The 21,063-nt window shown below is 64.1% G+C and carries 23 protein-coding genes; 11 read left to right on the forward strand and 12 right to left on the reverse strand.

Annotated features, from left to right (window positions below; all coding sequences use genetic code 11):
- The first annotated feature begins 29 nt into the window (after nucleotides 1-29).
- Entirely contained in the window at nucleotides 30-722 is a 693-nt protein-coding gene (locus ACVRRC_RS09215; RefSeq protein ID WP_011913598.1) for a DUF6901 family protein, read from the forward strand.
- Between the two features lie 44 nt (nucleotides 723-766).
- On the opposite strand, the gene ACVRRC_RS09220 is transcribed toward ACVRRC_RS09215, so the two are convergent.
- Nucleotides 767-1,207 carry a universal stress protein gene (locus ACVRRC_RS09220; RefSeq protein ID WP_011913597.1) on the reverse strand — a complete coding sequence of 147 codons (441 nt, stop codon included), beginning with the start codon at nucleotides 1,205-1,207 and terminating at the stop codon, nucleotides 767-769.
- A 226-nt stretch (nucleotides 1,208-1,433) separates the two neighbouring features.
- On the opposite strand from ACVRRC_RS09220, the gene ACVRRC_RS09225 reads away from it, so the two are divergent.
- The 3 genes from ACVRRC_RS09225 to ACVRRC_RS09235 are packed head-to-tail and all read left to right on the forward strand — an operon-like array spanning nucleotide 1,434 to nucleotide 3,237.
- Entirely contained in the window at nucleotides 1,434-1,901 is a 468-nt protein-coding gene (locus ACVRRC_RS09225; protein ID WP_017245246.1) for a hypothetical protein, read from the forward strand.
- 44 nt (nucleotides 1,902-1,945) lie between these two features.
- Nucleotides 1,946-2,728 (forward strand): class II glutamine amidotransferase, encoded by a 783-nt coding sequence (locus ACVRRC_RS09230; RefSeq protein ID WP_472996900.1) that lies wholly within the window; start codon nucleotides 1,946-1,948, stop codon nucleotides 2,726-2,728.
- On the forward strand, nucleotides 2,722-3,237 hold the full coding sequence (locus ACVRRC_RS09235) for a DUF2937 family protein (protein ID WP_019407003.1): 516 nt from the start codon (nucleotides 2,722-2,724) through the stop codon (nucleotides 3,235-3,237). The genes ACVRRC_RS09230 and ACVRRC_RS09235 overlap by 7 nt, the downstream gene beginning before the upstream one ends.
- A 46-nt stretch (nucleotides 3,238-3,283) precedes the next feature.
- On the opposite strand, the gene ACVRRC_RS09240 is transcribed toward ACVRRC_RS09235, so the two are convergent.
- From ACVRRC_RS09240 to ACVRRC_RS09255, 4 genes are all read right to left on the reverse strand, one after another.
- Nucleotides 3,284-4,462: a vWA domain-containing protein gene (locus ACVRRC_RS09240; protein ID WP_011913593.1), complete on the reverse strand. Its 1,179-nt coding sequence runs from the start codon at nucleotides 4,460-4,462 to the stop codon at nucleotides 3,284-3,286.
- A 43-nt stretch (nucleotides 4,463-4,505) separates the two neighbouring features.
- On the reverse strand, nucleotides 4,506-4,910 hold the full coding sequence (locus ACVRRC_RS09245; RefSeq protein WP_011913592.1) for a GFA family protein: 405 nt from the start codon (nucleotides 4,908-4,910) through the stop codon (nucleotides 4,506-4,508).
- Between the two features lie 52 nt (nucleotides 4,911-4,962).
- Nucleotides 4,963-5,811, reverse strand: coding sequence for an AAA family ATPase (locus ACVRRC_RS09250; protein ID WP_011913591.1), 849 nt, complete (start codon nucleotides 5,809-5,811; stop codon nucleotides 4,963-4,965).
- A 145-nt stretch (nucleotides 5,812-5,956) separates the two neighbouring features.
- Complete coding sequence (locus ACVRRC_RS09255; protein WP_013983085.1) at nucleotides 5,957-7,027, reverse strand: DUF748 domain-containing protein; 1,071 nt, start codon at nucleotides 7,025-7,027, stop codon at nucleotides 5,957-5,959.
- A gap of 123 nt (nucleotides 7,028-7,150) precedes the next feature.
- Between ACVRRC_RS09255 and cysK the strand changes: the two genes are divergently transcribed.
- The gene (cysK, locus tag ACVRRC_RS09260) at nucleotides 7,151-8,125 is read left to right on the forward strand and encodes a cysteine synthase A (protein WP_019406109.1); all 975 of its coding nucleotides are present in this window, start codon (nucleotides 7,151-7,153) and stop codon (nucleotides 8,123-8,125) included.
- Nucleotides 8,126-8,150: 25 nt separating this feature from the next.
- Here the strand turns inward: cysK and ACVRRC_RS09265 are convergent, their stop codons facing one another.
- Nucleotides 8,151-9,068: a DMT family transporter gene (locus tag ACVRRC_RS09265; RefSeq protein ID WP_472996901.1), complete on the reverse strand. Its 918-nt coding sequence runs from the start codon at nucleotides 9,066-9,068 to the stop codon at nucleotides 8,151-8,153.
- Nucleotides 9,069-9,193: 125 nt separating this feature from the next.
- Between ACVRRC_RS09265 and aceK the strand changes: the two genes are divergently transcribed.
- Both aceK and ACVRRC_RS09275 read left to right on the forward strand, forming a co-directional pair.
- Nucleotides 9,194-10,915 (forward strand): bifunctional isocitrate dehydrogenase kinase/phosphatase, encoded by a 1,722-nt coding sequence (aceK, locus tag ACVRRC_RS09270; RefSeq protein ID WP_472996998.1) that lies wholly within the window; start codon nucleotides 9,194-9,196, stop codon nucleotides 10,913-10,915.
- Nucleotides 10,916-11,112: 197 nt separating this feature from the next.
- Nucleotides 11,113-11,238, forward strand: coding sequence for a PA1414 family protein (locus tag ACVRRC_RS09275; RefSeq protein WP_011913586.1), 126 nt, complete (start codon nucleotides 11,113-11,115; stop codon nucleotides 11,236-11,238).
- A 6-nt stretch (nucleotides 11,239-11,244) separates the two neighbouring features.
- On the opposite strand, the gene ACVRRC_RS09280 is transcribed toward ACVRRC_RS09275, so the two are convergent.
- Entirely contained in the window at nucleotides 11,245-11,916 is a 672-nt protein-coding gene (locus ACVRRC_RS09280; RefSeq protein ID WP_045158368.1) for a glutathione S-transferase, read from the reverse strand.
- Between the two features lie 87 nt (nucleotides 11,917-12,003).
- On the opposite strand from ACVRRC_RS09280, the gene ACVRRC_RS09285 reads away from it, so the two are divergent.
- On the forward strand, nucleotides 12,004-12,582 hold the full coding sequence (locus ACVRRC_RS09285; protein ID WP_045158367.1) for a tRNA-uridine aminocarboxypropyltransferase: 579 nt from the start codon (nucleotides 12,004-12,006) through the stop codon (nucleotides 12,580-12,582).
- A gap of 46 nt (nucleotides 12,583-12,628) precedes the next feature.
- Here the strand turns inward: ACVRRC_RS09285 and ACVRRC_RS09290 are convergent, their stop codons facing one another.
- Nucleotides 12,629-13,048, reverse strand: a complete 420-nt coding sequence (locus ACVRRC_RS09290; protein WP_011913583.1) for a YbaN family protein — start codon at nucleotides 13,046-13,048, stop codon at nucleotides 12,629-12,631.
- Nucleotides 13,049-13,230: 182 nt separating this feature from the next.
- Nucleotides 13,231-13,818 carry a UPF0149 family protein gene (locus ACVRRC_RS09295; RefSeq protein WP_011913582.1) on the reverse strand — a complete coding sequence of 196 codons (588 nt, stop codon included), beginning with the start codon at nucleotides 13,816-13,818 and terminating at the stop codon, nucleotides 13,231-13,233.
- Nucleotides 13,819-13,987: 169 nt separating this feature from the next.
- Between ACVRRC_RS09295 and recQ the strand changes: the two genes are divergently transcribed.
- Both recQ and ACVRRC_RS09305 read left to right on the forward strand, forming a co-directional pair.
- A complete protein-coding gene (recQ, locus tag ACVRRC_RS09300; RefSeq protein WP_061373229.1) occupies nucleotides 13,988-16,111 on the forward strand; it encodes a DNA helicase RecQ in 2,124 nt (707 codons plus the stop codon).
- A gap of 181 nt (nucleotides 16,112-16,292) precedes the next feature.
- Nucleotides 16,293-16,724, forward strand: coding sequence for a MarR family transcriptional regulator (locus tag ACVRRC_RS09305; RefSeq protein WP_013983076.1), 432 nt, complete (start codon nucleotides 16,293-16,295; stop codon nucleotides 16,722-16,724).
- On the opposite strand, the gene ACVRRC_RS09310 is transcribed toward ACVRRC_RS09305, so the two are convergent.
- Nucleotides 16,721-18,907: a patatin-like phospholipase family protein gene (locus ACVRRC_RS09310; RefSeq protein ID WP_084904744.1), complete on the reverse strand. Its 2,187-nt coding sequence runs from the start codon at nucleotides 18,905-18,907 to the stop codon at nucleotides 16,721-16,723. The two genes, ACVRRC_RS09305 and ACVRRC_RS09310, sit on opposite strands and share 4 nt — an antisense overlap.
- Before the next feature lie 71 nt (nucleotides 18,908-18,978).
- Between ACVRRC_RS09310 and ACVRRC_RS09315 the strand changes: the two genes are divergently transcribed.
- The gene (locus ACVRRC_RS09315; protein WP_011913578.1) at nucleotides 18,979-19,260 is read left to right on the forward strand and encodes an Rdx family protein; all 282 of its coding nucleotides are present in this window, start codon (nucleotides 18,979-18,981) and stop codon (nucleotides 19,258-19,260) included.
- 24 nt (nucleotides 19,261-19,284) lie between these two features.
- Here the strand turns inward: ACVRRC_RS09315 and ACVRRC_RS09320 are convergent, their stop codons facing one another.
- The gene (locus ACVRRC_RS09320; RefSeq protein WP_013983072.1) at nucleotides 19,285-20,160 is read right to left on the reverse strand and encodes a DMT family transporter; all 876 of its coding nucleotides are present in this window, start codon (nucleotides 20,158-20,160) and stop codon (nucleotides 19,285-19,287) included.
- A gap of 123 nt (nucleotides 20,161-20,283) precedes the next feature.
- Nucleotides 20,284-21,042, reverse strand: coding sequence for an AraC family transcriptional regulator (locus tag ACVRRC_RS09325; RefSeq protein WP_019406104.1), 759 nt, complete (start codon nucleotides 21,040-21,042; stop codon nucleotides 20,284-20,286).
- Nucleotides 21,043-21,063 lie beyond the last annotated feature (21 nt).

Genomic DNA, 21,063 nt, shown 5'->3' on the forward strand with positions numbered 1-21,063 from the left:
AAAGGATCAGCAGTCATGATGGAGCGTTAATGGCAATCGAATACCGCATCACTCTGGATGACGAACACGATTTCAGTTACCGGATCGAGCTGGATCGTGATTACGACCAGGAGGCCGCCGCCCAGGCGCCAAAATGGACCCGCCTCGATCATCAGCGTTGCTCCAACTGCCCGCTCAGCAAGGACGATTTCAGCCATTGTCCCGCCGCCGTGGACCTGCATCGAGTGATCGAGGACTTCCAGGGGCTGCCCGCCGTGCAGAAGGCTCTGGTCTGGGTGCGTACCCCCGAGCGCGAATACACCAAGCAGGTCGGACTGGACGAGGGCTTGCGGGCGCTGCTCGGAGTGATCATGGCGACCAGTGCCTGCCCGGTGCTCGGCCGGCTCAAACCCATGGCCAAGCAGCATCTGCCGTTCGCCAGCAATCATGAGTTCGTGCTGCGGGCCGTGTCGCTCTACCTGGCGCGACAGTATTTCAATCTGCGCGAAGGGCGCCATGCCGATTGGGAGCTGCGGGGGCTGGTGCGCTCGTTCCAGCAACTGCAGCTGGTCAACCAGGCGTTCTGGCAGCGCATTCACGATACCTGCCACGCCGACTCCAACCTCAAGGCCTTTCTGACTTTCTTCTCGATGGCGTCCAGCCTGACCTATTCGCTGGAGACGCAGCTGCAGAAGATCCGCCCCTTGGTGATGAGCGCGGGCGAGGGCGTGGAGCTCTTCTGATCACCGCGACCGCGCAGCGCCATCGCGCTGCGCGGTCGGGGCTGTCATTCCGTTTTTTTCAGGCGCACGGCCAACACGTCGCACGGCGCGCCATGCAGGATGTCGTTGGCGGTGGAGCCGAGCAGCAGCGCAAGGCCGTGGCGGCCGTGGCTGCCGACCACGATCAGGTCGCAGCGCTGCTCCTTGGCCAGTCGATGCACTTCCTGGCGAGGCTGCCCATAAGCCAGATGGCGATTTTCCGGAGCGAGGCCAGGATAGCTATCGGCAAAGCCGTTCATGCGCTCGCGGGCCTGATCGAACTGCTGTTGCTGCAGCATCGAAAGATCCATCGGCACGTCACCGCCGAACGCCATGGCCATCGGTTCGATGATATGCACCAGGCTCAGTTTGGCATTGGAGGTGCTGGCGAGCGACTGCGCGCGAGCGACAACCGGATGGCATTCTTCGGTCAGGTCGATGGCGACCAGTATGTGTTGGTAGGGCATGGCGCGTTTCTCCTTGCGTGCCGGTCGCCAGAGGCAGTGGTCGTCCCGGCGGTATCTGGGTGATTACCCTTTCGTTTAACAGGTTTATACGACCTTGCGTCGGCCCCCGCCAGTGGCTTGTTGTCACCATCGATGACGGTGACCGGGCAGGGGCTGCTATCATGGCCGCCTTCTTTTTTGCGTCGCTGTCATGCTCGCCGCGTCGCCGCAGGTACGAGAAACGCCAATGCCGATGTTCGAATCCGATTATTCGCTTGCCTGGGCCCTGTACGGGCTAGCCGCGCTGGGCTGCCTGTTGTTCTGGTTCCGGGTGACGCGCTGGATGTGGCGCTGGTTGCGCGAGCCGCTGCGATTGATCGCGGCCGTGCTGCTGTTCACGCCGACCATCGTCGACCCGGCGAAGGAACTGTTCGCGCCCGCCGTGGCCATTACTGCCATGGACCTGGCGTTCAAGGTCGGCAACAACGCCTGGCGAGCGGTGGCGGATCTTGCGATGTACGGCTTGATCGCCTTCGCGCTGTATCTGCTGCTGGTCGCCATTCGCTGGCCGCTGGAGCGCAGGTACGGCCGGCGCGACGAAGCCGTTGCGGACGAGGACCCACGCACGCTGCGCGAGCGCATGGAGGATGAGCACGACGATGAGCCGGACTACACCCCATCGCGTGGCCGGATGCGCACCGAGCCGCGGATCTGAGCGCAGCCAAACATAGGTTACGAACCCCCATCGGGAGATGACGCATGTGCGAGCTGCTTGGCATGAGCGCCAACGTGCCCACCGATATCGTGTTCAGCTTCACCGGCCTCATGCAGAGAGGCGGCAAGACCGGGCCGCACAAGGACGGCTGGGGCATCGCCTTCTATGAAGGTCGCGGCCTGCGCCTGTTCCAGGACCCGGTCGCCAGTTGCGAGTCCGAAGTGGCGAAGATGGTGCAACGCTACCTCATCAAGAGCGAAGTGGTGATCGGCCACATCCGCCACGCCAATGTGGGCAAGGTTTCGCTGGTCAATACCCATCCTTTCGTTCGCGAGCTGTGGGGGCAGCACTGGTGCTTCGCGCATAACGGCCAGCTCGCCGACTTCGAGCCGCCTAAGGGCATCTACCGCCCGGTTGGCGACACCGACAGCGAGCGCGCGTTCTGCGACCTGCTGAACCGCATCCGCCTGGATTTCCCGGACCGCTGCCCACCGGACAACCTGCTGCCGGTTCTGCTTGGCGCCTGCGTCGAATACCGCCGCAAGGGAGTCTTCAACTGCCTGCTGAGCAATGGCGAATGGCTGTTCAGCTTCTGCAGCACCAAGCTCGCCGATATCACCCGGCGCGCGCCGTTCGGGCCGGCGCAGCTGAGGGACGCCGAGCTGACGGTGAACTTCCATGCCGAAACCACACCGGACGACGTGGTCACCGTCCTGGCCACCGAGCCGCTGACGAACAACGAACAATGGACGCTGCACGAGCCCGGCCAGTGGAGTCTATGGCGCCTCGGCGAGTGTATCGCTCGGGGGAGGGTGGCCGAGTGTTGAGGAGTTATCTGCGTCTGACCCTGTTCGCCTTCGGCCTGCTGGTCGGCATCCAGGTGCCGGGATTCATCGAGGCCTATGCGCAGCATGTCGAGGCGCGACGGCTGGAGGCTCAGCAGGGCCTGCAGGGCTTTCAGCAGACGGCGCAGCGCTTCTTCGGCGGCGATCTGGATGCCCTGGTGCGGCATTATCAGGACAGCGACGACCCGGTGTTCCAGAGCGATGCGCAGAGCGTGGAGCAGCTGGTGAGCCGGGCGCGGATGCTGGAGCGCGAATGGCAGGCGATGCAGGGGCCGTGGTACGCACGGGCCGCGCACGTCTTGCTTGGCGCACAGCGCAGTTTGCGCGAGCAGGTCTGGAGCAGCTACCGCTTCCAGGTCCTGTTGGCGCCCGAGGCCATCGCTTGGGGCCTGAGCTGTGCGTTGCTGCTGGCCTGGCTGGTGGAGAGCCTGTTGCTGGCCGCCAGTTTCCCGCTTCGCTCGCGGGCGCGACGCTACCGGCCGTATCGCTGAGCGTCATCGCCGTGCGCTCAGCGGTCGCCGCCCAGGTGCCGACCGCTCACTTGGCCAGGAACTTCATCCCTTCCTCGAGCCCACTGAGGGTCAGCGGATACATCCGGTCTTCCACCAGCTCGCGAACGATCCCGGTGGAGGTGGTGTAGCCCCAGGTATCCTTGGGATAGGGGTTGATCCAGATGAGCTTCTTGTACTTCTCCATGAAGCGCTGCATCCACACGTAGCCTGCTTCCTCGTTCCAGTGCTCGACGCTGCCGCCCGGCTGGGTGATCTCATAGGGCGCCATCGCCGCGTCACCGACGAACACCACCTTGTAGTCCGCGCCGTACTTGTGCAGCACATCCAGCGTCGAGGTGCGCTCCGACGTGCGGCGGAAGTTGTTCTTCCACACCGATTCGTAGATGAAATTGTGGAAGTAGAAGTACTCCAGGTGCTTGAACTCGGTCTTGCAGGCAGAGAACAGCTCCTCGCAGACCTTAACGTGGGCGTCCATCGAGCCGCCGATATCGAACAGGATCAGCAGCTTCACCGCGTTGCGCCGCTCCGGTCGCATCTGAATGTTGAGCAGGCCAGCATCGCGCGCGGTATGGTCGATGGTGCCGTCGATGTCCAGTTCGTCCGCCGCGCCCTGACGGGCGAATTTGCGCAGGCGGCGCAGGGCGATCTTGATGTTTCGCGTACCGAGTTCGACCTGGTCGTCGAGGTTCTTGTATTCGCGTTGGTCCCAGACCTTCACCGCCTTGCCCTGGCGTTTGCCGGCATCGCCGATGCGGATGCCTTCGGGGTTGTAGCCGCCGGAGCCGAACGGGCTGGTGCCGCCGGTACCGATCCACTTGTTGCCGCCGGCATGGCGTTCCTTCTGCTCTTCGAGACGCTTCTTGAACTCCTCGATCAGCTTGTCCAGCCCGCCGAGGGACTGGATCTGCGCACGCTCCTCGTCCGTCAGGCTGCGCTCGAACTCCTTGCGCAGCCAGTCTTCGGGGATCAGCGCTTCGAGGTGCTGGTCGAGATTCTCCAGGCCCTTGAAGTAGGCACCGAAGGCCCGGTCGAACTTGTCGAAGTGGCGCTCGTCCTTGACCATCACCGTGCGCGCGAGGAAATAGAACTCGTCCATGTCGGCGAACACGACGCGGTGCTTGAGCGCATCGATCAGATCCAGCAGTTCGCGCACCGATACCGGCACCTTGGCGGCGCGCATCTCGTTGAACAGGCCAAGCAGCATGGCAGAAACCTCTGGCGCCGAGGTCGGCGCGATATACGGGCGCTCAGCGTGGGCTGTCGCCGTTGTGTTGGGGCATCCCGTCGCGAATCGCATACCAGTCGGCCTTCGAGTCGACGTAGATATGCGATTGCGGCGGCTCCGGCAGCGGTGAGTCGAGGGTGCCGGCGGCGACGCCGACCTCGTGTTCGCGGTTGTCGACGAACAGCAGATTGGCACCGCAGCGAATGCAGAAGGTGCGCGTGACGTGCTCGGAGGAATGGTAGACGCCGAGCTGATCCTTGCCGGACATGAAGTGGAAGGCATCCAGCGGTACGCTCGCATAGGTGGCGAATGCGGCGCCGTGGGCCTTGCGGCACATCTTGCAGTGGCAATGGGTCAGCGCGTCGATGGGAGCGTCGATGCGATAGCGCACGACCCCGCACAGGCAACTACCGGTATGCGTTTGCATGGTTTCTTCCTCCAGTGAGTGCACGGCCGGCTCCACCGGAAACCGGCGCCGATCAGCGGCTGTTGGCGCGTCGGCTCATGAAGGCTAGACGCTCGAGCAGCATCACGTCCTGCTCGTTCTTGACCAGCGCACCGGCCAGCGGCGGGATCGCACGGGTCGGGTCGCGCTCGCGCAGCACGGCTTCGCCGATGTTGTCGGCCATCAGCAGCTTCAGCCAGTCGACCAGCTCGGAAGTCGAGGGTTTCTTCTTCAGGCCCGGCACCTTGCGCACGTCGAAGAACACGTCCAGGGCTTCGCTGACCAGCGACTGCTTGATGCCCGGATAGTGCACGTCGACGATCTTCTGCAGCGTCTCGCGGTCCGGGAAGGCGATGTAGTGGAAGAAGCAGCGGCGCAGGAAGGCGTCCGGCAGTTCCTTCTCGTTGTTGGAGGTGATGATGATGATCGGCCGCTGCGTTGCCTTGATGGTTTCGTTGGTCTCGTAGACGTAGAACTCCATCTTGTCGAGTTCCTGCAACAGGTCGTTGGGAAACTCGATGTCGGCCTTGTCGATCTCGTCGATCAGCAGGATGACCCGCTCCTCGCTTTCGAAAGCCTCCCACAGCTTGCCCTTCTTGATGTAGTTCTTCACGTCGTGGACCTTGTCCACGCCCAGCTGCGAATCACGCAGCCGGCTGACCGCGTCGTATTCGTAGAGGCCCTGGTGGGCCTTGGTGGTGGACTTGATGTGCCAGGTGATGAGTTTGGCGCCGAAGGATTCGGCCAGCTGCTCGGCCAGCATGGTCTTGCCGGTGCCCGGTTCGCCCTTTACCAGCAGGGGGCGCTGCAGGGTGATGGCGGCGTTGACCGCGAGTTTCAGGTCGTCGGTGGCGACGTAGGACTGGGTGCCTTCGAATTTCATTGCGGATTCCTTCGGCGGGGCCTAGCACGCAGGCGCTCGTTGTAGTCAGGTGGACGACTATAAGGGAAGGCCGTGTGGCTGTGAACGCGAGCGCATCATTCAGTCACTGAATGGCCGTGTGCGTGTTTCTGGTGACGCCCGCGGATCATTCTTCCTCGTCCAGCGCGCGTTCGAAGCGGGCGGTAAAGGCCTCGACGAAAGCATTGCGCAGGATCGCGACGAACGCCTGGAACGGGCTGACGTCCGTTTCCTTGGTCGTGCCGGACAGCTCGACGCGGGTGGCGAACTGGTCCTTGCGCTGGTTTTTCAGCACTTCCTGGCCGCCGCCGACGACCGCCTCCCACAGGCCGCGGAAGAAACCCTTGTCCTCGTTGGCCACGTCCTGCTCGTAGTCGAAGATGTCGACGTTGCGCAGCAGCGGTTTGATATAGCCGTCGAGCTGGCTGTTGCTGGCCTCGACTTCGACCACCAGGTCGCCGGTGCCGCCGGCGAAATCGAACTTGCCATAGGCCCGGCTGAGGTCGTTCAGCTGCTTGAGCGGCACCCCCGTCACGCGCAGATTCACCTCGAAGTCTTCCCAGTCGGTGAACGGGTCGAAGCGCGCGGTCGCCTCGATCGGCGCCTGATTGAACAGCTTGCCGGTGCCCTCGAAGGTCGCCGTGCGAGTGCCGTCGGCATCGTCGGTGTTGGTCAGGTTGTACAGGCTCGCCTGGATGTCGCTGGCATACACGTGCACCTGCGGGTCGGAGGAAAAATTGCGGAACGACAGCTGGCCGTCCACTACGCGAATCTCGTTGAGCGTGATGGGCACCAGCGCATCGAGCTGGTCGCGCCAGTCGACGCCTTCGCCGCTCTGCGAGTCGCCACTGTCGCCGCCATCGACGAAGTTCAGGTGTGGCTGCTTGAAGACGACCTCGCCGACGATTTCGCGGTGGCGCAGGATCGCGTCCCAGCTGATGGCGATATCGATGCTCGGCGCCTTGAACAGGGGGGCTTGCACCCGCTTGTCCTTCTTTTCGATCAGCAGGCCTTCGACCCGGTAGGCGCCACGCCACCAGACCAGGTCGACATCCTCGACATGGCCCTGATAGTCCCCCATGTCGGCCATCTTCTCGTTCAGGAAGTTGCGCACCAGGTGCGGCAGGGCGAGATGCAGCAGGATCAGCAGCAGGCCGAGCGCTAGCAGGATCCACAGGGGAAGCAGGCGGCGAGTCATGGCATTCCGGGATGTGCGAGGTTATGCACGATGGACCCGGCCGGCAGGCATGAGTTCGGCTGGACTGTCGTCAGGACTGCGCATAGGCTGAACGGTCTGATACTCCTCGGACAGGGCCTTCCCATGAGTCGCATATACGCAGACAACGCACGCTCCATCGGCAACACCCCGCTGGTCATGATCAATCGTCTCGGGCCGAAGGGCGTGAGCATCATGGCCAAGATCGAGGGGCGCAATCCGGCCTATTCGGTGAAGTGTCGGATCGGCGCAGGGATGATCTGGGACGCCGAAGACAGCGGCCGGATCAAGCCCGGCATGACGCTGGTCGAGCCTACCTCGGGCAACACCGGGATCGGCCTGGCATTCGTCGCCGCCGCGCGCGGTTACAAACTGATGCTAACCATGCCGGCTTCGATGAGCCTGGAGCGACGCAAGGTGCTCAAGGCGCTCGGCGCCGAACTGGTACTCACCGAGCCGGCCAAGGGCATGAAGGGTGCTATCGAGAAGGCTGCGGAGATCGCCGCCTCGAACCCGGAGCAGTACTACATGCCCCAGCAGTTCGAGAATCCCTCCAATCCGGCGATTCACGAAAAGACCACCGGGCCGGAAATCTGGAATGACACCGATGGCGGCATCGATGTGCTGGTGGCTGGCGTCGGCACAGGGGGCACCATCACCGGCGTGTCGCGCTATATCAAGAACACCAAGGGCAAGCAGATCCTGAGCGTTGCCGTGGAGCCCACCAGCTCCCCGGTGATCAGCCAGACGCTGGCCGGTGAAGAGGTAAAGCCCAGCCCGCACAAGATCCAGGGCATCGGTGCCGGCTTCGTACCGAAGAACCTCGACCTGTCGATGGTCGACCGCGTCGAGCTGGTCGATGACGACGAGGCCAAGCAGATGGCGCTGCGACTGATGCGCGAAGAGGGCATTCTGTGCGGCATCTCCTGCGGAGCGGCGATGGCGGCGGCGGTACGGCTGGCCGAACGGCCGGAAATGCAGGGCAAGAATATCGTCGTGATCCTGCCGGACTCCGGCGAGCGCTACCTGTCCAGCATGCTGTTCAGCGACATGTTCAGCGAGCAGGAACTGGTGCAGTAATACGCCTCGCGGCGCGGCTGCGATGTCAGCCGCGTCGCAGGTCCGCCTGTGGCTGGGCTGGCGGCGTTGGTCGCAGGATCAGCCACAACGCCAGTGCGATCAGTGCACCGCCCTGGACATAGGCCCAGGACAGCGGTTCATCGAGCAACAGCACGCCCCACAGCACGCCGAATGGCGGAATCAGGAAGGTCACGGTCAGCGTCTTGACCGGGCCGATGTCCGCCAGCAGGCGAAAGTACAGGATGTAGGCGAACGCCGTGCAGACCAGTCCGAGCCCCAGCAGGCTGAGCCAGACGGTCTGGTCGCCCCAGCTCACCGGCGGTGCGTTCAGCACGGAAAGAACGAACAGTGGCAGCAGGCAAAGCGTTGCCCCTGCCTGGCTGCCGAATGCCACCACCTCGCTGTTCACACTGTCGCCCTGCTGGTTGATCCAGCGGCGGGTAAGGAAGCCGCCTACGCCATAGCAGGCCGTCGCGCCCAGGCACGCCAGCGCACCGAGCAGCACGTCCGTGTCGAAGGGCACCGGGCCGATGCGCATCAGCAGGGCAACACCGCCGAGTCCGCTGAGCACGCCAACGATCTTGGCCAGCGTCAGCTCCTCGGCAAAGAACAGGGCGCCGATCAGCACGCCCATCATCGGCGTGGTCGCGTTGAAAATGGCCGAATAGCCGGCCGGCAGCAGCTGTGCCGCTACCGAGTACAGCACGAACGGCACGCCAGAGTTGATCGCGCCGAGCACCAGGCACAGGCCGAGCTTGCCGTGGAAGTCCCAGCGTGTGCGCATCAGAGCCAGGATCGCCATCAGGCCGACGGTCGCCAGCAGTACGCGAAAGAAGGCGGTGGGAAAGGTCCCGAGTACGGGTGCGATGATGCGCAGGAACAGAAAGCTCGCGCCCCAGATGGCGGCAAGGCCGAGCAGGCGAAGCAGGTCAAGCGGTCGCATGGACTGGCTCCATCTCACGAAGCAGCAAGTGTTGTCGCCCTTTGCGCAACTGGCAATCCGAAACCGACTTTCAAACAGCGGGCTGCTAAGCTCGGCGAACCTTCATGTCCGGCAGTGGGTGCATCATGGTGCAGCACGAACTGGCCGCGGAAATCGCGCGGCAGATTCTCCTCGGCTTCGACGATTATCGAGAGCATTTCCGTCTGATCACCGAAGGCGCGCGGGCGCGCTTCGAGCAGGCGCAGTGGCAGGAAGCCCAGCGCGCCTCCGCAGCGCGGATCAGTCTCTACGAGGAGAAGGTGGGGGAAACCCGGCGCCGTTTGCTGGCCAGCTTCGATCATGCCGACCTGCTCCAGGTCGAGGCCTGGCCGCAGATTAAGAGTGCCTACATCGAACTGATCAACCCGCGCTTCGACGATGAACTGTCGGAAACCTGGTACAACTCGATCTTCTGCGGGCTGTTCAGCCACGACTGCATCAGCGACGGCACCATGTTCATCCATACCACCCGGCCTGCGGTGCGTGCTCATGAGCGGCTGGCGCAGACGCGTCGCTACCGCCCGAACGGTGATCTGCGCGGGATGCTGGAGCAGATCCTGCGCGACTATGCGTTCTCGGTGCCGTACTGCGATCTGCCGGGTAATCTTCAACGGTTGCAGACGCAGCTCTGCGAGACGCTGCCTGACTGGGTCTGCAAGGACCCCGAGCTGACCGTCGAGGTGTTCGTGTCGGTGCTCTATCGCAACAAGGGCGCGTATCTGATCGGGCGCATCTTTACCTGCGACGAGCAGTGGCCATTGGCGATTCCGCTGTTGCATCGCGATGGTCAGGGCATCGTGGCCGATGCGCTGATCACGGACGAGGCGGAGGTGTCGATCATCTTTTCCTTCACTCGTTCTTACTTCATGGTCGAGGTGCCGATCCCTGCCGAGTTCGTCGGCTTTCTCAAGCGCATCCTGCCCGGCAAGCACATCGCCGAGCTGTACAGCTCGATCGGCTTCTACAAGCATGGCAAGTCCGAGTTCTACCGCGCACTGATCGACCACCTGGCCAATACCGATGACCGTTTCGTCATGGCGCCCGGGGTGCGCGGCATGGTGATGACGGTGTTCACGCTGCCCGGCTTCAACACGGTGTTCAAGCTGATCAAGGATCGCTTCTCGCCGATCAAGAGCGTCAATCGCGCCAACGTGATCGAGAAGTACCGGCTGGTGAAAAGCGTCGATCGGGTAGGGCGTATGGCCGATACCCAGGAGTTCGCGGACTTCCGTTTCCCCAAAGCCAAGTTCGAGCCTGAATGCCTGGCCGAACTGCTGGAAGTCGCGCCATCGACGGTGGAGGTGCAGGGCGACACCGTGCTGGTGCGGCATTGCTGGACCGAGCGGCGCATGACGCCGCTGAACCTCTATCTGGAAAACGCCAGTGAACAGCAGGTACGCGAGGCGCTGGAAGACTACGGCCTGGCGATCAAGCAGCTGGCGGCAGCCAATATATTTCCCGGCGACATGCTGCTGAAGAACTTCGGCGTCACCCGCCATGGTCGAGTGGTGTTCTACGATTACGACGAGATCAGCTTTCTCACCGAGGTGAATTTCCGCCACATACCGCCGCCGCGCTACCCGGAGGACGAAATGGCGTCCGAGCCCTGGTATTCGGTGGGGCCGAATGACGTCTTTCCCGAGGAATTTCCGCGCTTTCTGTTCGCCGATCTCGGCCAGCGTCGACTCTTCGCCAGCCTGCACGGGGAGCTCTACGACGCCGATTACTGGAAGGGGCTGCAGGATGCCATCCGCCAGGGTAAGGTGATCGACGTCTTCCCCTATCGCCGCAAGGCCGACCGCAACTGACGCAGTGCCGTCCGCGAAGTCGGTGGAACGCCCAAGCGCCCGCTCGGTCGCAGATGTAAAGCGCCGTAACAAAGCGGCGCCCGTGCAGCAACGTATGGCCACATTGCGTGCGAGCACCAGGCCGGAACTTGGATTATGCTGTCCACATAGGCCGCATGGCTCCGATGTAGCCCGTTATCTAGCAGGAGGGTATGACCATGAAAGCATGGCTCAATGAAATGTATTGGAAGCTGGCGGTCGCTCTTGGCTTGATCGAACCGCCTCGTATGCAACCCATCCCTGTACGCGCCCGCCGCGAGCAGGAGCGTCGCGCCCAACGCTGAGCCGCGTCACGCGGTGGGCAGGGCCGGTCCGCCGCGTTCGACGGCTCGTTGATAGGCGGGCCGCTGCTGTATGCGTTCGAGAAAGTCCAGCAGGCGCGGGCGGCTCTGGTCCAGCCCCGCTCTCGAGCGTGCCGCCTCGAGCGGAAAGCTCATCTGAATATCCGCCGCGCTGAAGCTGTCTCCTGCGAACCAGGGGGATTTCTCCAGCTCCGCTTCCATATAGTCCAGATGCGTCTTCAGTTGAGGACCGATGAACGCCTTGTGCGCGCCGTCGGCGATGGCACGGGCTACCGGCTTGATGAAAAACGGCATCGGCCCGCTGGCGACCCGGTCGAACACCAGCTTCAGCAGAAGCGGCGGCATGGCCGACCCTTCCGCGTAATGCATCCAGTAGCGAAACCGTCGGTAGTCGGCGCTTCCCTGGGCCGGCATCAGCCGACCGTTGGCGTAGCGCTCCAGCAGGTATTCGAGAATCGCAGCCGACTCTGCCAGGGTCAGGTCACCGTCAGTGATAACCGGGGATTTGCCCAACGGGTGAACGGCTTTCAGTTCCGGCGGAGCGAGCATTGTTTTCGGATCGCGCTCGTAGCGCTTCAACTCGTACAGCAGCTCCAGTTCCTCCAGCATCCAGAGCACGCGGTGCGAGCGGGAATGGTTCAGGTGGTGGACGGTGATCATGCGGGCTCCTCGGTAGCGGGTCGGGGCAAGCATAGCCGTTCGGCAGAGCACTGCCCGATCTGGCAGACTTCGCGGCTGAGGTGAACCATGTCCCGACCACGCTGCTCCCGCTGCCAACGCCCGTCGCTGCACTGCCTGTGCGCATTGATTCCGTCTCTGGAAAGCCGTACGCAGATCGTCATCCTGCAGCACCTCAGCGAAGCGAGTCATGCACTGAATACTGCGCGCCTGGCGGCGTTGGGCTTGCGCAGCGCGCAGTTGCAGATCGGCGAGCGTTTCGATGAGGTCGCTGATGCAGTGCCGACCTATCTGCTCTTTCCCGGCGAGGACGCCGTGCCGCTGTCAGTCGTCGCCCACGATGACTTGCCGGTGCGCCTGATCGTGCCGGACGGCACCTGGCGCAAGGCGCGCAAGCTCCTGCACCTCAATCCTTGGCTCGCGGCGCTACCGCGGGTCGCGCTACCGGAGGGACTGTCGTCGCGCTATCGGTTGCGCAAGGCACCTATGCCCGGTGCGCTGTCCACCATCGAGGCCATCGTCGCCGCCTTGAACACCCTCGAGGCGCCCGAGCGGTACGATGACCTTCTGCGACCGTTCGAGGCGTTGATCGAAGGGCAGATCGACGCGATGGGGGCGGATGTCTACCGGCGCAATCACGGTGGTTAATAGAGTTCTGGCGGGACAGGCTCCAGCCTGCAGATAGGCTGAGCGTTCAGCGCGGCTCGGGCTGCTTGGCGACCGCCAGGGTTTTCTGCCTGAGGATGTACAGCGTCACCAGTGTCGCGCTCAGCAGCATACCGACGCGTGCCCAGACAAACGGGACCAGCCAGCAGGAGACGCTGATGCTGATCCACATCGTTGCAATGGCGTAGACCTTGCCCTTGAGTGGGATGCCGTTGCCTTCGAGGTAATCGCGAAACCATGGCCCGAGATGCGGGTGATCGACCAGCCAGCCGTAGAACCGCCGCGAGCTGCGCACGAAGCAGGCGGCGGCCAGCAGCAGGAAGGGAGTGGTTGGCAGCACGGGCAGGAAGATGCCGATCACGCCCAGCGCCACGGCGAGCCAGCCTACCGTGAGCAGCGTCATGCGGATGACCGGATTGCGGTGCTGCCGAATGTCGCGATGGGCCATGGCGCTACTCGCTGCTGCCTTGCAGACCGCCACGAATGGGGAACGACAGCCGGGTGCTATCCGGACCCGGGCGGTGCAGAAGCCGAAGGCCTGAGGGCTGGGACATGGACGGCTCCTCCTGGCAGAGAGCGGCGGTTAGGCTTCGCCTGCCGCCGTCGCCTGCGTCCGGCATCGAGCCGCGATCAGTGGCGGCGCGGCTTGAGCAGGGCGGGTTTTTCTTCCGGTGCATGGCAGATCAGGTATAGCGCTGTCAGCAGCTCCGGAATCTGCGCCACCATTTCGTCCACCAGATCGGGATTGTCGGCGATGTCGGCAAATTCCGGCTGTTCGTCGAACAGCCCCGAGCCGACCATGATCGGCAGCAACAGCTCGCTGACCTCCTCCTCGGAGTCTTCGAACCAGACTGCTTCGCGCATGAATACGCCTTCCATGAAGCCGATGCACCAGCCGCGCAGGTCGGACTCGTCCGGGTCTTCGCCGAGGTCCAGTTCGCACGGCAGTTCCATGTCCTCGTCGCTGGCCAGCTGGCGCGCGATATGGGCCTTGAGCTGGACCAGCGTGGCCTCGATGGCCTCGCGTTCCGTGTCGTCCTTGTATTTCGGCGGTTCGGAAAACAATGCATCGATCCACTCGCGCTCGGGTACCTGTTCCGAACAGATGCACAGCGCTGTCAGGTAGCCATGGGCGGCGATGTAATCCAGTGCTTCCTCATGCAGATCATCTGCATCCAGGAAGACTTGCAGGCGGGCGAGTTGCTCGGCGAATGACATCGGGAACTACCTTGGGGTGGGAAGACAACCCGGATTCTAGACGAGGCGCGGTGTCCAGGCTACTCGCGCCTCGTCCGCCGCCTGCGTGCAGCCGATCCGGCAATGGCGCAGCGGTCCTGAACTCCGTGATGCGCTCGCGTATACTGCGCGCCTTGTTTCGGAGACCGGCATGCTCGACCAGGCACAGCGCATCCTCAAAGACGTATTTGGCTACGACGCCTTTCGCGGCAACCAGGGCGCGATCATCGAGCGTGTGGGCAGTGGCGGCGATGCGCTGGTATTGATGCCGACCGGCGGCGGCAAGTCGCTCTGCTATCAGGTTCCGGCGCTCTTGCGCGAGGGGCTGGCGGTGGTGGTTTCGCCGCTCATCGCGCTGATGGACGATCAGGTCGCCACGCTCGATGAGCTAGGCGTCTCGGCCGTCGCCCTCAACTCGACGTTGAGCACGGACGAGCAGCGCGACATCGCCGAGCGTATCCGTCGCGGCGAGATCAAGATGCTCTACCTGGCGCCCGAACGCCTGGTCCAGCCACGCATGCTGGCCTTCCTGCAGCGGCTCGAGATCGCCCTGTTCGCCATCGACGAAGCGCATTGCGTGTCCCAGTGGGGCCATGATTTCCGTCCTGAGTACATGCAGCTGGGCCAGCTCGCCGAGCTGTTTCCCAACGTTCCGCGGATCGCCCTGACCGCCACGGCGGACAAGCGCACCCGCGAGGAAATCGTTCAGCGCCTGCATCTGGAAAATGCCGAGCGGTTCCTCTCCAGCTTCGACCGGCCGAACATCTTCTATCGCATCGTGCCCAAGGAACAGCCACGCAAGCAGCTGCTGGGCTTTCTCGCCGAGCGCCGCGGCGACGCCGGCATCGTCTACTGCATGTCGCGCAAAAAGGTCGATGATCTGGCCGCCTTCCTCACCGAACAGGGCTTTCCGGCGCTGCCTTATCACGCGGGCTTGCCCAATGAGCTGCGCGCCTATCACCAGAAGCGCTTTCTCAACGAGGAAGGGCTGATCATGGTGGCGACCATTGCCTTCGGCATGGGCATCGACAAGCCCAACGTGCGTTTCGTCGCCCACCTCGACCTGCCCAAGTCGCTGGAGGCCTACTATCAGGAAACCGGTCGGGCAGGGCGTGACGGGCTACCGGCCGACGCCTGGATGGCCTATGGCCTGCAAGATGTAATCTTCCTCAAGCAGATGCTCAACAATTCCGAGGGTGATGAGCGGCACAAGCGGGTCGAGCAGCACAAGCTCGATGCAATGCTGGCGCTCTGCGAGGAAACCCGTTGCCGACGCCAGGCGTTGCTGGCGTACTTCGACGAAGAGCTGCCCAGGCCTTGCGGCCATTGCGACAACTGCGTCGACGGGGTGCAGACCTGGGACGCCACCGAGCCCGCTCGCCAAGCGCTTTCAGCCATCTATCGCAGTGGTCAGCGCTATGGCGTCGGGCATCTGGTGGATGTCTTGCTGGGACGCGACAACGACAAGGTACGCGGCCTCGGCCATCAGCATCTGTCAGTGTTCGGCGTCGGCAAGGCGTTGTCCGAGGGTGAATGGCGCTCGCTGTTCCGCCAGCTGGTCGCCCGCGGTTTGGCCGATGTCGATCTCGAAGGCTTCGGCGGCCTGCGGTTGAGCGATAGCTGCCGCCCGCTGCTGCGTGGTGAAGTCACCCTCGAGCTGCGCCGGGATCTATCCAGCAAAGCGCCGAAACCGGCATCCAGTGCCGCCAGCCAATTGGTGCGCAGCGAGGAGCGCGAGACCTGGGAGGCGTTGCGTACGCTGCGGCGCAAGCTGGCCGAAGAGCACAGCGTGCCGCCCTATGTGATCTTTCCGGACGCCACCCTGCTGGAAATGCTGCGCAGCCAGCCGGCGTCGCTCGCGGACATGGCGCGCATCAGCGGCGTCGGCGCGCGCAAGCTGGAGCGCTACGGCCAGGCCTTTCTCGAGGTCTTGCAGGGTACGGTCGAGGTGGTCAGGTCGCCGGCTGACCTGCGTCATGAACTCGTGACACTGGCCCGTGCCGGCATGACGCCGGCGCAGATCGCGCGCCAGCTCGATTGCAGCGAGAAGAACGTCTACACGCTGCTCGCCGAGGCCATCGGCAAGCAGCAGCTGAGCCTGGAGCAGGCGCTCGACCTGCCGGAAGACCTGCTTGGCGAGATTCAGGAAGCCTTTCTCGACGGCGAGGGCGAGCTGCCTCCGGTGGGGGATGTGGCACCGCTGTTCGCCGGACGGGTCCCGGAGCAGGTGCTCTTTTGCGTGCGCGCTGCGCTGCAGGCTGAGTTCGAATTGTAACGGGGTGCATCCGCAGCGCCCGCCTACAGCGGCCGGCGCTGCGGCCCTCGAGCCCAGCCCGACTGTCCCTCTGCCATCATTGCGCCTTTGGCACGCCTATCAGCAACCGAAGGTCGTCTTGCCTGGTCATCGGAGCTGTGGTTAGCTCACTAATAATTAGTTTTTGTAGGAATGGTCGTACATGTACGCCGAGCAACATCGCTTCGCCATGCAGTTGGCGCAACTCTCGCGTGGCTGGCGCGCGGAACTGGATCGGCGCCTGGCCGATCTGGGCCTGTCTCAGGCACGCTGGCTGGTGCTTCTGCACCTGGCCCGTTTCGATCACGAACCCACCCAGCGCGAGCTGGCGCAAAGCGTCGCGGTGGAAGGCCCCACGCTGGCACGCCTGCTCGACAGCCTCGAGGCGCAGGGGCTGGTACATCGCAAGGCATCGGCCGAGGATCGCCGTGCCAAGCGCATTTCCCTCGGGGCTCCGGCGCTGCCGCTGATCGAGAAAATCGAGGCGATTTCGACGCAGGTCCGCCAGGAGGCCTTTGCCGGGATCGACGAAGAGGACCTGCGCAAGTGCCAGCAGGTGCATGCGCGCATCCTCGCCAATCTGGACAAGCGCTAGAAGCTGCGTCCCAGATTCATGTAAAGCGCCTGCTCGTCCTCGTCGTTGATGCCGTAACCGAAGTTCAGTGGGCCCAACGGCGTGTCGTAGCCGAGGAAGATGCTTGCGGCGTTGATGTAGCCGCTGTCGAAGGCGTTGTCGTTGTTCCAGGCCCGGCCGCGCTCGAGCGATCCGCCGAGATAGAGCGGAAAGTCCAGCGGCTGGAATGCGCGCGGCGTCACCCGGCGGTAATACACCATACGCCCGAGGCTGACATTCTGCCCTGACAGCGCGTCCTGACGAAAGCCCGATAGCTGGCGCGCGCCACCGAGCAGGAAGCTCGAGGTGACCACCTCGGCGTCGTCCAGGGTGCGACCGTAGAGACCGCCCAGCACCCAGGTGTTGGCACCATGGCTGAGTGCCTTGTCCAGCTTGATGTTCCACTGTCGATAGCGCTGGTCGGAGCTGAGGCTCGGGTCGTATTGACGCAGGGTCAGACGGATATCCTCGCCCTCGCGGGGAAAGTCGATATTGTCCAGCGTATCGAACGAGTACTGCATCTCGTAATAGCCTTCGGTGAAGCTGAAGTCCGGCAGATCGCGCTCGCCGATCCGCACGTCCGCTTCCCCCCAGGCCTGGCCGATACCGAAGCGGATCTCGCCGTTATTGGCGATCTGCCGGCCGAGATTGAGACCGTAGCCGTAGCGCTGCAGGCGGTATTCGGCGATCGGGTCGTTGTCGAGAATGGCCTCGACGTTCTGCGCCTCGATGAACAGGTTCGGTGCGGCGAACCAGCGTGAACCGGCGTCCAGCGGCTGGTAGAACTCGCTATAGAGCTCCTGGCGATCCCCCAGCTGCAGACGGGTCAGCCATTCGGCGCCGAGCTGGTTGATGCCGTTCTTGCGGTAGCTGGCGCCCAGGTTGAACACGCTGTCGCCCTGAAAATCGTCGGAAAGGCTCAGCCCCAGGCGCAGGTAGTCGGTGCCGCTGCGCTTCTCGCGTGCGTTGATGACCAGGGTGTTGCCGAGTTTTCCGCGCTGGACGCGATATTCGACCCGCTCGAAGTAATCCAGGCCGTAGAGCGTGCCCATGTCCTTTTGCAGGCGCTCCAGGTCCAACGGCTCGCCCAGCGGCTGGCGGATATGCCGCCGGATCACCGCATCGCCGACCTTGGAGTCGTTTTCCACCCGGATTGCGGTTATGACCGGTGTGCGCGGGTCGCCGGAGCGCGCGAGGCTCAATGCCGGATTGCCGCCAGTCGTCGTGCGCATTTCGGCCAGTCGTCCTTGCAGCGCGAGCGTCGCACGATAGCCGGCATCGACCAGCTGCTCGGCGCGGGCGAAGTCGGTAGAGCCGTAGGCGGCCAGCGGCGGCTGGATCAGCACGTCCTGCGGCTGCAGCGTGGCCAGCTGCGCTTCGGAATTACGCCGGGTCATCATGGTGGTGGTCTGGTTGAGCACATCGACCACGGTCACCAGCTCCTTGCGCGGTTTGAGCGGAGTACCGATATCCACCACGATCAAACGGTCGACGCCCATGTCACGCGCCACATCCATGGGGATGTTGTCCACCATGCCGCCGTCGACGAGCAGCCGGTCATCGATCTCCACCGGCGCGAACACCGCGGGGATCGACATGCTCGCGCGGATCACCTGGGGCAGGTGGCCGCGGCGGAAGACCACCTTTTCGTCATTGGCGATGTCGGTGGCCACGGCGCGGAACGGAATCGGCAGCTGGTCGAAATCGCGGGTGTCGCTGGCATGCACCAGCAGGCGTTCGAGCAGCAGTGCGAGGTTCTGACCCTGGATCACGCCCAGTGGCAGGCCGAGGCTGCCGTCGTCGCGAAAGCTGAGCTTTTGCTTGATGAGAAAGTCGCGGTCGTCCTGCTTGCGCCGGTAGGGAATGTCCTGGCGCGGCGGGTCGTCGGACAGCACCTGCTGCCAGTCGAGGGTGAGCGCCAGTCGCTCCAGCTCGGCCACGCTATAGCCCGCCGCGTAGAGCCCGCCGACCACTGCGCCCATGCTGGTGCCGGCGATGGCGTCGATGCGCACGCCCTGTTCCTCCAGGGCTTTCAGCACCCCGACATGGGCCAGCCCGCGCGCGGCGCCGCCGGACAGCACCAGGCCGGTCCTGGGTTGGGCCGTTTCGGCAAAGGCAGCTGGCAGGCAGACAACGAGGAGCAGGAAAGCGAGCAGGCGAAACATGGTCGAACCAGAGGTATGCACGGGAGAGGCGGCTATTATAGGCGGCACTCAACCAGCCGGAGGCGCCGCGCATGAGTCCTGCCAAGCCTGAAATTATCATCACCTATTGCACCCAGTGCCAATGGCTGCTGCGCGCCGCCTGGCTGGCTCAGGAGCTGCTTTCGACCTTTGCCGACGACCTGGGGCGGGTGTCCCTGGTGCCCGCGACCGGCGGGACCTTCCACATCAGCTGCGACGGCGAGCAGATCTGGGAGCGCAAGCGCGACGGCGGCTTCCCCGAGGCGAAGGAACTCAAGCAGCGAGTGCGCGACCGGATCGACCCGCAGCGGTCGCTGGGGCACAACGACCGCTGAACCGGGCCGGGCGATCGCGTAGGTTCAGCTCACTGGCTGGGGCGTGGGCGCCGGGCTCTTCAGGCGGCTGGTGATCACGCTCGCGATGATGATCAAGGCGCCACCGATCAGCATGCGCAGCGTTGGCTGCTCGTTGAACAGCCACCAGGCGAAGGCGATGCCGTAGACGGGCTCCAGAGCGAAGATCACCGAGGTGGTTCGCGCTTTCAGTACCCGCAGGCTGGCAACGAACAGGCTGTGCGCAAGCCCGGTGCAGAGCACTCCCAGCAGGGCGAGCCAGAGCCAGTCCTGCGCCGGGATGGTCGGGATCGCCGCTCCGCAGAAGGGCAGCAGGCCGGCGAAGATCGCCAGGTTCTGCCACAGCGCCGATCGCACCGGATCGAGGCCACGGGTGACGGCGCGATTGAGCAGCGACAGCAGCGCGAACAGCAAACCCGAGAGCACGCCATAGAGCAGTCCGGTAGTCGGGCCGTTGCCGAGATCGAAGGTGGGTGCGACCAGCAGCAGGCCCGCGGTGACGAGGCCAACCATGGCGAACTCCACGGCGCGGGTGCGCTCGCGGAACAGCAGGCCTTCGAGCAGGACGGTGAACGCGGGGAAGCTGGCGAAACCCAGGGTGGCGATGCCGACACCGGCGATCTTCACCGCAATGAAAAAGGTCAGCCAATGCGCGCCGAGCAACAGCCCTCCCAGCGCCAGACCGGCACGCTGACGCCAGCTGGGCAGCGCGCCGCTGGGGCGCAGCAGCTGTGCCACCAACAGCAGGGCAAGCACGGCGAACAGCGCACGGCCAAAGGTGATGACCAGCGCCGAGCTCTCGGCCAGTTTCCCGAGCACGCCGGACAGGCCAAACATCAGCGCGCCGAGATGGATCGCCAGCAGGGCGTTGCGCGGCGTCATGGTGTGAGGAACCGGCGTGAGCTGCGCGTTACGCAGCGAATATGAAGCGAGCTGATCATGGCGAGCTGAACCTTGACGAATCAGTGGCCATGCTAGGCCGCGGGCGAGCGGGTGTCTGTCGCGTCAATCATCGATTTTGTCGCGCAACTCTCGCCGCAGCGCGCGCGGCGTGCAGCCTCGGGCGCGCACCAGGGCGACGGTGAAGGCGCTTTGCGAGCCATAACCGACGCGCGCGGCGATCTCGCCAACCGGCAGGCGGGTGTCGTGCAGCAGCGCCTCGCCCTGTTGCAGGCGGCGCCGGCGAACGTACTCCATGGGCGTGCAGCCGGTCTCGCCTTGAAAGCGCGCGTGCAGCCGTGCCACCGACAGACCGGCGATGCGTGCCAGATCGGCGACCTGCAGCGGGTGTGCGAGATGCTGGTCAATGAAGCTGTCGATGGCGGCCAGCGGCAACGCGGTAGAGTCGGACGCGGCGCCATGTACGCCGTTGAGGCTGGCCAGCAGCAGGACGGCACCCTGCTCGGCGATCACCGAATCGTTGATCGGGCTGCTCGCCAGCCAGCTCACGAGGCTCTGCTGGGTCGGGCCGAGACGCAGCGTGTCCGGGCGGTCCAGCAACCGCAGGCTGCTTTCGCAGTGGTGGCCCAGGCGCTGGCGCAGCCAGCCTTCGGACGGCACATCCAGCACCAGGCAATGGCTGCCGGTCACACTGGCACAGGCGTGATGCACGGCTGCAGGGACGATTGCCAGGCCGCGTTCGCCGATCCGGCTGCCGCGTCCGGCGATCTCGAACTCCAGCTGGCCACTCAGGCCGAACACCAGTTGCGGGTGGTCGTGGCTGTGGGCAATGAGGTCGTGCTGGTAGTTGCGCAGCGATAGCATCGGCGATCTCGAAAGCGGGCT

This window comes from Stutzerimonas sp. LR2 (assembly GCF_055755175.1).